Annotated in this window: 12 protein-coding genes; 10 read left to right on the top strand and 2 right to left on the bottom strand. The window is 60.7% G+C overall.

Features of this window, described 5'->3' with window-relative positions:
• Positions 1-69 precede the first annotated feature (69 nt).
• The 5 genes from KI797_RS08655 (at position 70) to KI797_RS08675 (ending at position 5,991) form a co-directional block, all read left to right on the top strand.
• Positions 70-2,010: a putative bifunctional diguanylate cyclase/phosphodiesterase gene (locus KI797_RS08655; RefSeq protein WP_226173056.1), complete on the top strand. Its 1,941-nt coding sequence runs from the start codon at positions 70-72 to the stop codon at positions 2,008-2,010.
• A 153-nt stretch (positions 2,011-2,163) separates the two neighbouring features.
• Positions 2,164-3,726, top strand: coding sequence for an AbgT family transporter (locus KI797_RS08660; RefSeq protein WP_226172576.1), 1,563 nt, complete (start codon positions 2,164-2,166; stop codon positions 3,724-3,726).
• Between the two features lie 67 nt (positions 3,727-3,793).
• Positions 3,794-4,519, top strand: a complete 726-nt coding sequence (gene nfsA / locus KI797_RS08665; RefSeq protein WP_226172577.1) for an oxygen-insensitive NADPH nitroreductase — start codon at positions 3,794-3,796, stop codon at positions 4,517-4,519.
• A gap of 159 nt (positions 4,520-4,678) precedes the next feature.
• The gene (locus KI797_RS08670) at positions 4,679-5,443 is read left to right on the top strand and encodes a hypothetical protein (protein ID WP_042650272.1); all 765 of its coding nucleotides are present in this window, start codon (positions 4,679-4,681) and stop codon (positions 5,441-5,443) included.
• Entirely contained in the window at positions 5,437-5,991 is a 555-nt protein-coding gene (locus KI797_RS08675) for a VOC family protein (RefSeq protein WP_226172579.1), read from the top strand. Before KI797_RS08670 ends, KI797_RS08675 begins: the two co-directional genes overlap by 7 nt.
• A 16-nt stretch (positions 5,992-6,007) precedes the next feature.
• Here the strand turns inward: KI797_RS08675 and KI797_RS08680 are convergent, their stop codons facing one another.
• Positions 6,008-7,225 carry an MFS transporter gene (locus KI797_RS08680; protein WP_226172581.1) on the bottom strand — a complete coding sequence of 406 codons (1,218 nt, stop codon included), beginning with the start codon at positions 7,223-7,225 and terminating at the stop codon, positions 6,008-6,010.
• Between the two features lie 93 nt (positions 7,226-7,318).
• On the opposite strand from KI797_RS08680, the gene KI797_RS08685 reads away from it, so the two are divergent.
• Complete coding sequence (locus tag KI797_RS08685) at positions 7,319-8,215, top strand: LysR family transcriptional regulator (RefSeq protein ID WP_226172583.1); 897 nt, start codon at positions 7,319-7,321, stop codon at positions 8,213-8,215.
• 71 nt (positions 8,216-8,286) lie between these two features.
• Here KI797_RS08685 and ribA read toward each other — a convergent pair whose 3' ends face one another.
• A complete protein-coding gene (gene ribA / locus KI797_RS08690) occupies positions 8,287-8,880 on the bottom strand; it encodes a GTP cyclohydrolase II (RefSeq protein ID WP_005327814.1) in 594 nt (197 codons plus the stop codon).
• Positions 8,881-9,142: 262 nt separating this feature from the next.
• Here ribA and cmk point away from each other — a divergent pair, with 262 nt between their 5' ends.
• The 4 genes from cmk to KI797_RS08710 all read left to right on the top strand — a co-directional run bounded on the left by cmk (position 9,143) and on the right by KI797_RS08710 (position 12,417).
• Complete coding sequence (gene cmk / locus KI797_RS08695; protein WP_005327815.1) at positions 9,143-9,835, top strand: (d)CMP kinase; 693 nt, start codon at positions 9,143-9,145, stop codon at positions 9,833-9,835.
• A gap of 93 nt (positions 9,836-9,928) precedes the next feature.
• Positions 9,929-11,599, top strand: coding sequence for a 30S ribosomal protein S1 (gene rpsA, locus KI797_RS08700; protein ID WP_005327816.1), 1,671 nt, complete (start codon positions 9,929-9,931; stop codon positions 11,597-11,599).
• Between the two features lie 92 nt (positions 11,600-11,691).
• Positions 11,692-11,976: an integration host factor subunit beta gene (gene ihfB, locus KI797_RS08705; protein WP_005299934.1), complete on the top strand. Its 285-nt coding sequence runs from the start codon at positions 11,692-11,694 to the stop codon at positions 11,974-11,976.
• A 156-nt stretch (positions 11,977-12,132) separates the two neighbouring features.
• The gene (locus KI797_RS08710; RefSeq protein ID WP_005327818.1) at positions 12,133-12,417 is read left to right on the top strand and encodes a LapA family protein; all 285 of its coding nucleotides are present in this window, start codon (positions 12,133-12,135) and stop codon (positions 12,415-12,417) included.
• The last annotated feature ends 8 nt before the right edge of the window (positions 12,418-12,425 follow it).

Here is a 12,425-nt window from a genome sequence, read left to right on the forward strand (position 1 = left end):
TCTGCCATGAGCTTTCAGCATGAATCATCACTCAACATGAATACGCTAGACGAACGCCTGCTCACCGCGATGGATGTGCTCCATACGCCCATCTGGGTCTATGACATCCAGCGTCACCACATTTACTGGGCCAATGACTCCGCCCTGGGATTGTGGGAGGCGAGTTCCCTGTCCGAGCTGCAATCCCGCGACTTTTCGGCCGACATGGCCGCCGCCATCGATCTGCTGTTGCAGCGTTATCTCGGTGATTTTCAACAGGATCGCAGTTACAACGAGTGGTGGACCCTCTCCCCCAAGGGGGTCAAGAAACAGGTCTATCTGCGCCTCTCCGGTATCCAGCTCGCCGGACGGCTGATGATGATGACGGAGGCGGTCATCGATGCCGATACCCTCTATCAGGAATCCTCCCTCGCCACCGGTGACACCCTGGCCTGTCTGTTCGACAACGAGGGGTGCCTCGAGAGCGGCAACCACCATTTCGACATGTGCTTTGGCACCGGCATCAGCCGGCTGACCCAGGTTTTCTCCGGCTGCGATGAGGCCTTCTACACCCGGCTCTCCCGGGTGGGGGAGGTGGTGGCCGAGGGGGAGTGCCGGACCCAGAAGGGAATGCGCTGGTTCCAGTATCAGTTCCGCCACATCCAGCAGGGTGCCCGGATCCTGCTGACCATGCGGGACATCACGGATCGCAAGCTCGAGGAGCTCGAACACCGGCACCTTGCCTGGCACGACTCCCTCACCGGCCTGCTCAATCGCTACGGCCTGATGAAGTCCCTCGAGGCCTACTGCGGCCTGGGGGGGCGCTTCGCCCTGGTGTTCATGGATCTCGACAACTTCAAGCTGGTCAATGACAACTATGGCCACAAGGCGGGGGATCGCCTGTTGGAACGGGTGGCCGGTCGGCTCAAGCAGATCTGCCCGCGGGACGTGGAGCTGGCGCGGCTCGGCGGAGACGAGTTCACCGCCCTGGTGCCTCTCAACCAGGCGAGCGAGCGGGCGCAGGAAGTGGCGGATCTCATGCTCTCCCAGATGAGCAAGCCGCTGCAACTGAGCGGAGTGCCCGAGGTCACCATAGGCGGCAGTATCGGCATCGCCATCTACCCGGACGACGCCGATGATGGCGACAACCTCATCACCCGTGCCGACATGGCCATGTACCAGGCCAAGCAGATGGGGCGCCTGCGCTGGCAGCGTTTCACCCCCAGCATGCAGCAGAGCCTGCACCGCAAGCTGACCCTGAAGCAGTTTCTGGCCAAGGCCGTCGGCCGGGGGGAGCTGAGCCTGCGCTATCAACCTCAGGTGGACGTGGCCCAGGGGAAGCTGATCGGTTTCGAGGCCCTGCTGCGCTGGTACAACCCCGTGCTCGGGCATGTCTCGCCGGCGGAGTTCATCCCGCTGGCCGAAGAGATGGGGCTCATTCGTGAAATAGGGAGCTGGGTGCTCGCCACCGCCTTGGCCCAGATGGGGGAGTGGCAGCGTCAATGGCAGGTGCGGGTACCGGTCTCGGTCAACCTCTCCGGCTTCCAGCTCTCCGCCTCCCTGCCGGGGCAGGTGGCGCAGCAGCTCAGGGAGTCCAATGTCGAGGCGGGCCTGCTGACGCTGGAGCTGACCGAAACCGTGCTGATGCTGGACATGAAGGGCTGCATCGAGATCCTCGACGCCCTGAGCGAGCAGGGGATCAAGATCGCCATCGACGACTTTGGCACCGGCTACTCGTCGCTCGCCTACCTCAACCGCCTGCCCATCGACACCATCAAGCTGGATCGCTCCTTCGTGGTCGGGCTGAACCTGCCGGTGATCCGGGCCACCGTGGCCATGGCCACCAGCCTGGGGCTCGGGATCCTGGCGGAAGGGGTGGAGGACGAGCACGAGCTGGCGGCCCTGCGGGCCCAGGGCTGTCACGTCTTCCAGGGATTCCTGTTCAGCACCCCCATGACCCCGGAGGAGGTGGCGGCGGCAGGCTTCGGGATCCGCTGCAAGCTTGGCCACTATCCGCTGATCGGCACCTGATACCACAGCTGACAATGTGCGGCATGTCTCATTTCAGGAGCGTGACATGCCAAATTAAACATAATTAATCGAGTTTTTGTCTAATATCATGGGATTCATTAGACGTTATCGCTAGTATGCGCGCTCATTCCTTGGTCATGGAGTATCACCATAATGAGTCAAGCCGCAGTGAACGAGCGTCCGGCCAGTCCCAATGGCTGGTTGAACCGCTTCCTGAACGGGGTCGAGAAGGCGGGCAACAAGCTGCCGGATCCCGCCATGTTGTTCCTCTATGCCTTGCTGATCGTCTGGGTCGGCTCCTGGATAGGCTCCCAGTTCTCCTTCGATCTGGTCAACCCCCGCACCGGGGAGGCCGTGGTGGTCAACAACCTGTTGACCGGGGCTGGGCTGGCCGAGTTTCTCGCCAGCATGGTCACCACCTTCACCGGCTTTGCGCCCCTTGGCATCGTGCTGGTGGCCATGCTGGGGGTGGGGGTGGCAGAGCAGTCCGGCTTCATCAACACCGGCCTGAAGAAGTTGCTCAAGGTCACCCCGGCGCGCTTCCTGACCCCCATGCTGATCCTGGTGGCCATCGTCAGCCATACGGCGGCAGATGCGGGCTATGTGCTGGTGATCCCCATCGGCGGCATCATCTTCCATGCGGCGGGCCGTCATCCGCTGGCGGGCATAGCCGCGGCCTTTGCCGGAGTCTCCGGTGGCTTCGCCGCCAACTTCCTGCCTTCCGGCGGGGATGCCCTGCTGCAGGGGTTCACCCAGTCAGCGGCCCAACTGCTCGACCCCGACTACATGGTCAACACCCTGTGCAACATCATCTTCACCGGCGCCTCCTCCCTGCTGATCATCTGCGTGGGCTGGTTTGTCACCGAGAAGATAGTGGAGCCGCGTCTCAAGCAGGTGCCCCTCAACGAGGATCTGGAGAGTGCCGACGAGATGGGGCGCTACAGCGCGCAGGAGAGCCGGGCCTTCAACTGGGCCGGGTTTGCCATGCTGGCAGCCATGGTGCTGCTGGGGCTGGCCCTGTCCCCGGACGACTCGCCGATGCGGGCACCGGATGGATCGCTCACCACCTTCGCGGCGCCCGTGATGAAGTCCATCGTGCCCCTCATCTTCCTGCTCTTCATCCTGCCCGGCATCGTCTACGGCTTCGTGGCGGGGAGCTTCAAGAGCGGCAAGGATGTGATCGATGCCATGTCGGCCACCATGAACAAGATGGGCTCCTACATGGTGATGGCCTTCTTCTGCGCCCTCTTCATCAAGGCGTTCGGTGATTCCAACCTGGGGACCCTGCTGGCCCTCTCCGGCGCCGAGGTGCTTCACGCCCTGGCGCTGCCGGGGGAGGTGACCATAGTCGGCATGATACTGCTCACCGCCAGCGTCAACCTGGTGGTGGGGTCGGCCTCGGCCAAGTGGGCACTCATCAGCCCCATTCTGGTGCCCATGCTGATGGCGGTGGGGATCTCCCCTGAGCTGACCCAGGCCGCCTATCGGGTAGGGGATTCCGCCTCCAACATCATCACCCCGCTGATGGTCTTCTTCCCCCTGGTGGTGGTCTATTGCCAGCAGTATGTGAAGAGCACCGGCATCGGCACCCTGGTCTCCATGATGCTGCCCTACTCACTGGCCTTCCTGGTGAGCTGGACCGGCTTCCTGCTGCTCTACTGGGCGCTGGGCTTCCCGCTCGGGCTGCAGGCCCCCTATGTCTATCCTGCCCCCTGAGGGTGACGAGGGGCCTTGGGCCCCTCGCTTTTTTTGGGTACAGTGTGACCTTCATTTTGGAGGCACCATGAACCCGACCATAGATCTCATCCTTTCCCATCGCTCCATTCGTCAGTTCACCCCTGAGCCCATCAGCGCCTCGCAACTCGATCAGATACTGAACGCCGCCCAGAGCGCCTCCAGCTCCAGCTTCCTGCAGGCCAACAGCATTATCCGGGTGACGGACAAGGGGCTGCGCGCCACCCTGGCCGAGCTGGCCGGGCACCAGGCCTACGTGGCCGAGGCGGCGGAGTTCCTGCTGTTTTGCGCCGACTATCAGCGCCACAGCCAGATAGTGCCGGAGGCCCAGACCGGCTTCGTGGAGCAGCTCATGATCGGTGCCATCGACGGGGCCCTGATGGCCCAGAATGCCCTGCTGGCGGCCCAGTCCCTAGACCTGGGCGGCGTCTACATCGGTGGCATTCGCAACAACCCGGCGGCGGTGAGCGAGCTGCTGGGGTTGCCCCATCAGGTGATCCCGCTGTTCGGCCTCTGCCTGGGCCACCCCGCCCAGCAGCCGGAGCAGAAGCCGCGGCTGCCCCGCGCGCTGGTGGTGCACGAGAACCGCTATCCAGAGACGCTCGATCGCGCTCTGCTGGCGCAATACGACAGTCAAATCCACGACTACTACCTGGCCCGCAGCAGCAACAACAAGGTGCAGACCTGGAGCGGACAGATCAAGTCCATCCTCGGCAAGGAGGCGCGTCCCTTCATGCTGGGATTCCTCCAGTCGAAGGGTTTTTGCCTCAAGTAATGGGGGCGGCGGGCGATATGGAGCATGAGGCCCCGGGCATCGCCCTTGCCGCGACTCCCTTGCGTTGTTGTGAGGCAAGGTGCGATCTGGGCGCTACCCTATGCGGGTAAGCTGTTGTAGGATCACGCAATTGGATTGGGACAGGAGTGTGAATACCCTATGATTTTAACCTTGATATTGCTGTCGATTGGCGCACTCCTGTTTCTGGTCATCGCCTATAACGTGGTGCAGCAATACAAACAGAAGGCGGAAGCCGACAAGCGCCAGGCCATCGCCCGCCACAAGGCTGTGGCGGACGAGACCGAAGAGGTGCTGTTGAACGTCAACCTGGTGCCCTTCTCCAAGAACATGGTGCTGCTGCTGCAACACCGGATCCTGGATGCCTACCGCGCCATAGTGCAGGTCATGCCGAACCCCCAGGTCAAGCAGCGCATCATCGACGTCCAGACCCAGATCAAGAATGTGCAGGAGAACTACAGCAGTCAGGACGAGGGGCACTTCAAGACCCCGGAGTCCGACCGTCAGGCGATCCAGATGTTGCAACTGGCCAAGAAGATGCGGGCCGTGCTGCGGGTCGAGCACAACAAGGGCAAGATAGATCCCCAGGGGTTCGCCCAGGAGGATCGCCGCCTCGAGCTGATGCAGCTCAAGATCAACATCGCCAACCTGATCAAGCGGGCCATGGATGCCCAGATCCAGGGGCAGTACGGCACCTGTCGTCAGCTCTATACCAAGGGGCTAGGCGCCCTGGCCAATGTCTCCGACAAGGATCCCTACCTGCTGGCGCGGGAAGAGGACATGCGCCAGGGGATGCGCCAGTTGGAAGAGCATCTGCAGCAGCACAGCGAGAAGGAGCTGCAAAACATCAAGGACAAAGAAGCGGACGAGCTCGATGTCCTGTTCCAACCCAAGAAGAAATGGTGATCATGTCTCATCCACTGGATACCACGCTGGGGCCCATGGCCCCATTCGTTTGCCAACTGCTCACTGAAATGCACGCCCTCATGGGAGAGTGCGAGGCCCCCCAGGTGGATCATCTCTGCTACCGCGCCGCCACCCTGCCGGAATACCTTGCCCTGAAAGAGACGCTGGCGCGTCATGGGGTGCTGCTGGTGGAGGGAATGATAGGGGGCCGCCCCATCGCCACCTATCGTCTGCATCAACCCGTCTGCTGGCAGCAGGTCACTGTCCCTTGCATCGAGCTGGCCGCCCCCAAGGCGGGCCGCGCCCATCGGGCGGGGCTGGAGCACATAGAGCTGGTGGTGCCCTCACTGCCAGCGCTGGTGGCCGCCCATCCCGGGCTTGCATTCAAGACGGCCAACATGGGCGACGGGCGTAATCCTGATGTGGGGCTGATGCTGCCGTCGGGGCAGATCAAGTTTCACCTGCGCCCCTTGAGCGAGGTGATCGACGAGGAATTGCACAGCGGCGCCGTGGTGCCGGTGCCGGCGGGCTATTACGACGGCCTGTGAGTCGAGAGCCCTGTCATCACCGTGACGGGGCGTGACTGGCAAGGGGCGGCGCCGCGCGCCCCTTGAGATGACCGAGCCAAAGGCTCAAGGCGGCGGTGACGCACAGAACCAGCTCGATGCCGAGCACCAATCCCCAGAGGCCCCCCCGCTCCCAGAAGGGATGCAAGTAAAGCCCCCCCAGGCTGGCCCCCAGATAATACCCCACCAGATAGAGCGACGAGGCCAGGGCCCGGTTGTGCTCCACGTGCTGGCCGACCCAGGCGCTGGCACAGGCGTGGGCGAGGAAGAAGCCGAAACTCGAGACCAGCAGACCCCCTATGATGGCGGCCAGGGTGCCCTGCAGCAGGGCGAGGCTGCCGAGCGCCATCAGGGTTATCCCCGCCAGCAGCAGGCGCTGGGCGCCCCAGCGGTTGGCACAGCGGCCGCTCAGGGAGGAGGCGAGGGTGCCGGTGAGGTAGGTCAGAAACAGCATGCCGAGCCACTGGGTCGGCAGGGAGAAGGGGGCCTTGGCCAGCAGGAAGGTGAGGTAGCTGTACTGGTTCAGGAACACCATGAAGTTGAGCCCGCCGATGAGGTAGGCCCCCAGCAGCAAGGGGTTGCCGAGGTGGCTCTGGATCGCGCGGCGCAGTTGCCCGGGGGCGGCCTCCACGGCCACGAAGCGGGTCTGGGCCGGCAGCAGCCAGATGACCAGGGGCAGCAGGGCGAGACTGATGAGCCCGATCCCGAGGAAGGTGTGCTGCCAGTCCCCGAACCAGCCCGCCAAGAGCCCCCCGACCACCCGGCCGGCGATCCCGCCAAGGGAGTTGGCGGCGATATAGACCCCCACTGCCGAGAGCAGGGCGCGTTTGCTGAACTCCTCTCCCATGTAGGCGATGGCGGTGGCCGGCAGCCCGGCCAGCAAGGCCCCCTGCAGCACGCGCAGGCACACCAGCAGATCGAAGCAGGTCACCCAGGGAATGCACAGGGAGAGCAGGATGGCGCAGGTCAAGGTCCACAGCATGATCCGCCGTCTCCCGAACCTGTCCGCCAGACGGGCGCAGATGAGCAGGGATCCTGCGAGCCCGGCGGTGCAGCCCGCCAGGGTCCAGCCCGCCGACAGGGAGCTGACGGAGAACACCTCTGCCAGCAGGGGCAGCAGGGGATGGGTCTGATAGAGATTGAGAAAGACCAGGAAGGAGCCCAGGCTGAGGGCCAGGGTGGCGCGTATCCATTCGCGGCTGCCTACTTCGATCATATGGAGTTGTCCCGACGACTTTTGTGCAGAGTAGTGGGTCGCCTTATATAAATATAATATATTTAAGTTATCAGTCTGATAAATGGAATTGATATGGATCTGAAGCAGCTAGGTTACCTGCTGGCGGTGCGAGACGCAGGCTCCTTTACCAAGGCCGCCCAGGGCCTGCACGTGGCGCAACCGGCCGTCAGCATGGCCATCGCCAAGCTGGAGCAACAACTCGATCTGCGCCTGTTCGACAGGCAGGATCGCAGCGTGCGACTCACCCCGGAGGGAGAGGTGCTCTGCCGTCATGCCGAGCGGCTGCTGCTGCAGATGCACCAGGCACAGGCGGAGATGGCCGAGCTCAAGGGATTGGAGCGTGGGGAGGTGCGCATCGGCATCCCCTACATGATGGGCTCCTATTACTTTCCACCGATCCTGATGGCCTTCAAGCATCGCTATCCGGGCCTTAGGATCCGGGTGGAGGAGGCGGGCACCCGGGAGCTGCTCAGCCGCATGGTGGACGGCAGCCTGGATCTCGCCATCCTCATCACCAGCGACTTGCCGCCAGCGCTGGAGGGGGCCCAGCTCTTGCGCGAAGAGATGCTGATGGTGGTGGGGGAGGAGCACCCGCTGCGCCGGGCCGATGCCGTCTCGCTGCCGCAGTTTTTCAGCCAGGAGCTCGCCATGTTCCGGCGGGGCTTCTACCACAGAGAGCACATGGAGGCGCTGGCACAGGAGTTGGGGATAGAGCCCAACATCGCATTCGAGAGCAACCTCATCCCCCTGCTCAAGGCGGTGGTGCGGCAGGGGTTCGCCGTGACCACCTTCCTGCGCATGGCGCTGGAGGAGGAGACAACTCTCAGCGGGATCCCCTTTGCTCCGCCCATCTTCCTCGATCTCTGCGTAGCCTGGCGGCGGGGGGATCCCCTCTCCATGGCCAACCGGGCGCTGCGAGATTTCCTGTTGGCCCAGGCCAATCCAGAGCCAGCCCAAGACGGCGTCTAGGGCAGCAAGATCGCCAACAAAAACGCCTCCCGATGGAGGCGTTTTTCATGCCGGTGCCAGGCTGCGAGCTATCACTTCTTGAACAGGTGATCCAGCTTGTTGGCCTTGGTGGAGAGATAGAACTCATTGTGGGGATTGCGACCCTCCTGCAGGGGGACGCGCTCGGCCACCGGAATGCCAAAGGATTCCATCGCCTTCAGCTTGCGCGGGTTGTTGGTCATCAGGCGCAGGCTCTTGACCTCCAAGGCCTTCAGCATATCGGCACAGATGGTGTAATCGCGCATGTCGGCGGCAAAACCAAGCGCCACGTTGGCCTCGACGGTGTCGGCGCCCTGATCCTGCAGATGATAGGCGCGGATCTTGTTGAGCAGGCCGATGCCACGGCCTTCCTGACGGACATACAGCAAGACGCCGCGACCGGCCTTGGCGATCTTCTCCATGGCTGCCTGCAGCTGGAAGCCGCAGTCGCAGCGCAGGCTGAACAGGGCGTCCCCGGTCAGACACTCGGAATGAATTCGGCCCAGCACGGGCTCACCGTCCGCGATATCGCCCATCACCAGCGCGGCGTGATCCTTGCCTGTGCCGGTTTCCTGAAAGCCTACCAGCGTGAAGATACCCCAAGGGGTCGGCAACTTGGATTTGGCTACGAGAGTAATGCTGCTCATAGGGTTGCTCCTGACTACAGCTGCTTGAAAAAGGCGGCTAGTTTAACGTGCCTCATCCCTAACAACCATAAGAACAAAAGCTTGTATTCAGGAATGATCCACTCGACTGGTCATAATAGGCGCAATCGCGACGGCTTTTGCGCAATTGTGCGCCTCGACAACTGCCAGTGCCGGTGCATTCGGGTATAATCGGCGCCCATTACCCCCTCCCGCCAGGGATGCGGGCAACCAGTCAACATGCCGAGTGCGCAGGAGAAAGATTATGCCTCAGATGGCCCCCGTGATGACAATTGATGGCCCGAGTGGTGCCGGTAAAGGCACCCTGTGCCAGCTGTTGGCAGAGAAACTGGGTTGGCACCTGCTCGACTCCGGTGCCATCTACCGGGTACTGGCGCTGGCAGCCTTGCACCACGATGTGGAGCTCGACGCCGAAGCCGCGCTGGTTCCCTTGGCCGCCAATCTGGACGTGCAGTTCCAGGTCGATGGTGGACAGGTCAAGGTGGTGCTGGAAGGGGAAGATGTCTCCCGCACCATCCGCTCCCAGGAAGTGAGCGATGCCGCCAGCAAGGTCGCCGTCTTCCCCCGTGTGCGTGAGGCCCTGTTACGTCGCCAGCGCGCCTTCCGTCAGTTGCCTGGCCTCATTGCCGATGGCCGTGACATGGGTACTGTGGTTTTCCCCGAGGCCGAGGTGAAGATTTTCCTCGATGCCAGCGCCGAGGAGCGGGCACAGCGCCGCTATAAGCAGTTGCAAGATAAGGGCTTTGATGTTAACTTTGAGCGTCTTTTAACCGAGATTCGGGACCGTGACGATCGCGACAGAAATCGCGCCGTTGCCCCCCTGAAACCCGCGGAAGATGCGCTTGTAGTAGACTCAACGTCTATGACCATAGATGACGTACTGGCAACGGTACTCGCCTATGCGGAGCAACAACTTGGTGATGTCAGCACCAGCTGATGTCAGTCGTCTGCACCATGGATGGCGCAGATAATTTAAAACAACCCCGCTTGTGCCGGATTGCGAGTGGATGTTTCATTTGTGACACAAACAATGATCGAATCTTTTGCTCAACTCTTTGAAGAGTCCCTGAACGCCGTTGAAACCCGTCAAGGTTCCATCGTCAAGGGCACCGTCGTTGCTATCGAGAACGGTTTTGTACTGGTTGACGCCGGTCTGAAATCTGAGTCTGCCATTCCTGCTGAAGAGTTCAAGAACGCCCTGGGCGAGCTGGAAATCAACGTAGGCGACACCGTTGACGTGGCTCTGGACTCTATCGAAGATGGTTTCGGCGAAACCAAGCTGTCCCGCGAAAAAGCCAAGCGCCACGAAGCCTGGCTGCAGCTTGAGAAGGCATACGAAGAGCAAGCTACCGTTATCGGTATCATCAACGGCAAGGTCAAGGGTGGTTTCACCGTTGAGCTGAACGGCATCCGTGCCTTCCTGCCGGGTTCTCTGGTTGACGTGCGTCCGATCCGTGACACCGCTCACCTGGAAAACAAAGAACTCGAGTTCAAAGTCATCAAGCTGGACCAGAAGCGCAACAACGTTGTTGTTTCCCGTCGCGCCGTGATCGAAACCGAGAACACCTCCGAGCGCGAAAGCCTGCTGGCCAACCTGCAAGAAGGTCAAGAAGTTAAGGGTATCGTCAAGAACCTGACCGACTACGGTGCATTCGTAGATCTGGGCGGCGTTGACGGCCTGCTGCACATCACCGACATGGCGTGGAAGCGCGTTAAGCATCCTTCCGAAATCGTCAACGTTGGTGACGAGATCGCAGTCAAGGTTCTGAAGTTCGACCGCGAGCGTACCCGTGTATCCCTGGGTCTGAAGCAGCTGGGCGAAGATCCCTGGGTTGCTATCGCCAAGCGTTACCCGGAGACCACCCGTCTGTCTGGCCGCGTGACCAACCTGACCGACTACGGCTGCTTCGTTGAAATCGAAGAAGGCGTTGAAGGCCTGGTACACGTATCCGAGATGGATTGGACCAACAAGAACATCCACCCGTCCAAGGTTGTTAACGTTGGCGACGTGGTTGACGTGATGGTTCTGGACATCGACGAAGAGCGTCGTCGTATCTCCCTGGGTCTGAAGCAGTGCAAATCCAACCCGTGGCAGCTGTTTGCCGAAACTCACGCCAAGGGCGACCGTGTTTCCGGCAAGATCAAGTCCATCACTGACTTCGGTATCTTCATCGGTCTGGACGGCGGCATCGACGGCCTGGTTCACCTGTCTGACATCTCCTGGAACAACCAGGGCGAAGAAGCAGTACGTGAATTCAAGAAGGGCGACGAAATCGAAGCCGTTGTTCTGCAAGTGGACCCGGAGCGCGAGCGCATCTCCCTGGGTGTCAAGCAGATCGAAGAAGACCCGTTCAACAAGTACCTGTCTGACAACAAGAAAGGTGCTATCGTGAAGGGTAAGGTTACCGAGGTTGATGCCAAGGGTGCCGTGATCGAACTGGCTGACGGCGTGGAAGGCTACCTGCGTGCCTCCGACGCTGCTCGTGACCGTGTAGAAGACGCCACTCTGGTGCTGTCTGTCGGTGACGAAGTTGAAGCCAAATTCATGGGTGTTGATCGCAAGAACCGCACCGTAAGCCTGTCTGTCCGTGCCAAGGACGAGGCTGACGAGCGTGTTGCCATCGACAGCCTGAACCAACAAGAAGAAGTTGTGTTCAGCAATGCCATGATGGAAGCGTTCAAAGCCGCCAAGGGTGAGTAATCCTTGATGCAAGAAAAGGGCGGCTTCACGCCGCCCTTTTTTATCTTGGCATAATGAAAATTGCATGTGATCGGGGAAGGAGATTTAACCTTATGACCAAATCAGATCTCATCGAACAATTGGCTGCCAGCCGCATGCATATGCCGGCCAAAGATGTCGAAGCCGCCATCAAGGAGATCCTTGAGCAGATGGCATCGACCTTGCAAAACGGCGACCGGATTGAAATCCGAGGATTTGGAAGTTTCTCGCTGCACTATCGTGCGCCCCGCGTGGGTCGCAACCCCAAGACTGGGGACAAGGTTGAACTGACCGGGAAATATGTCCCGCATTTCAAGCCAGGTAAAGAGTTACGCGAACGCGTGAACATCATCGAATAATGCAGAAAATGGCATACCTGGGTATGCCTTTTTTATTTTTACGTCTTTAGATATGTCATTTGTCAGGTTTCTCGCAGTCTTTTCCCATTCGCTCTAGAGTCTGCCTGTGATTTTAAGGATAATCAGTCTCTCATTAGCTACAGACAGGGAGATCTTATGAAGCGTATCTTGGCCCTCATCCCATTGGTGCTGGTGTTTGTACTGACCCTCGCCATCGGTTCGCAAAATGGCCAGCTGGTGCAGTTCAACTATCTCATCGCCCAGGGGGAGTTCTCTCTCTCCATGCTGCTGGGGTTCTTCTTTGCCGGTGGCTTCCTGTTGGGCTGGCTGGTGTTCGGTCTGCTCTTCCTGCGTTTGAAACTGCAAAACCGCACCCTCAGTCGCACCATGCGTCGTCAATCCCGTGAGTTGGAGCTAGCCCGGTCGCCAGCCAAGGAATAATGTCCCTC

Source organism: Aeromonas media (assembly GCF_020423125.1).
GTDB lineage: Bacteria > Pseudomonadota > Gammaproteobacteria > Enterobacterales > Aeromonadaceae > Aeromonas > Aeromonas media.

Bases quoted from the DNA above. Each gene is read 5' to 3' on its own strand.
- KI797_RS08655 (WP_226173056.1), top strand. From the start codon at position 70: ATGGATGTGCTCCATACGCCCATCTGGGTCTATGACATCCAGCGTCAC.
- KI797_RS08660 (WP_226172576.1), top strand. From the start codon at position 2,164: ATGAGTCAAGCCGCAGTGAACGAGCGTCCGGCCAGTCCCAATGGCTGG.
- nfsA (WP_226172577.1), top strand. From the start codon at position 3,794: ATGAACCCGACCATAGATCTCATCCTTTCCCATCGCTCCATTCGTCAG.
- KI797_RS08670 (WP_042650272.1), top strand. From the start codon at position 4,679: ATGATTTTAACCTTGATATTGCTGTCGATTGGCGCACTCCTGTTTCTG.
- KI797_RS08675 (WP_226172579.1), top strand. From the start codon at position 5,437: ATGGTGATCATGTCTCATCCACTGGATACCACGCTGGGGCCCATGGCC.
- KI797_RS08680 (WP_226172581.1), bottom strand. From the start codon at position 7,225: ATGATCGAAGTAGGCAGCCGCGAATGGATACGCGCCACCCTGGCCCTC.
- KI797_RS08685 (WP_226172583.1), top strand. From the start codon at position 7,319: ATGGATCTGAAGCAGCTAGGTTACCTGCTGGCGGTGCGAGACGCAGGC.
- ribA (WP_005327814.1), bottom strand. From the start codon at position 8,880: ATGAGCAGCATTACTCTCGTAGCCAAATCCAAGTTGCCGACCCCTTGG.
- cmk (WP_005327815.1), top strand. From the start codon at position 9,143: ATGCCTCAGATGGCCCCCGTGATGACAATTGATGGCCCGAGTGGTGCC.
- rpsA (WP_005327816.1), top strand. From the start codon at position 9,929: ATGATCGAATCTTTTGCTCAACTCTTTGAAGAGTCCCTGAACGCCGTT.
- ihfB (WP_005299934.1), top strand. From the start codon at position 11,692: ATGACCAAATCAGATCTCATCGAACAATTGGCTGCCAGCCGCATGCAT.
- KI797_RS08710 (WP_005327818.1), top strand. From the start codon at position 12,133: ATGAAGCGTATCTTGGCCCTCATCCCATTGGTGCTGGTGTTTGTACTG.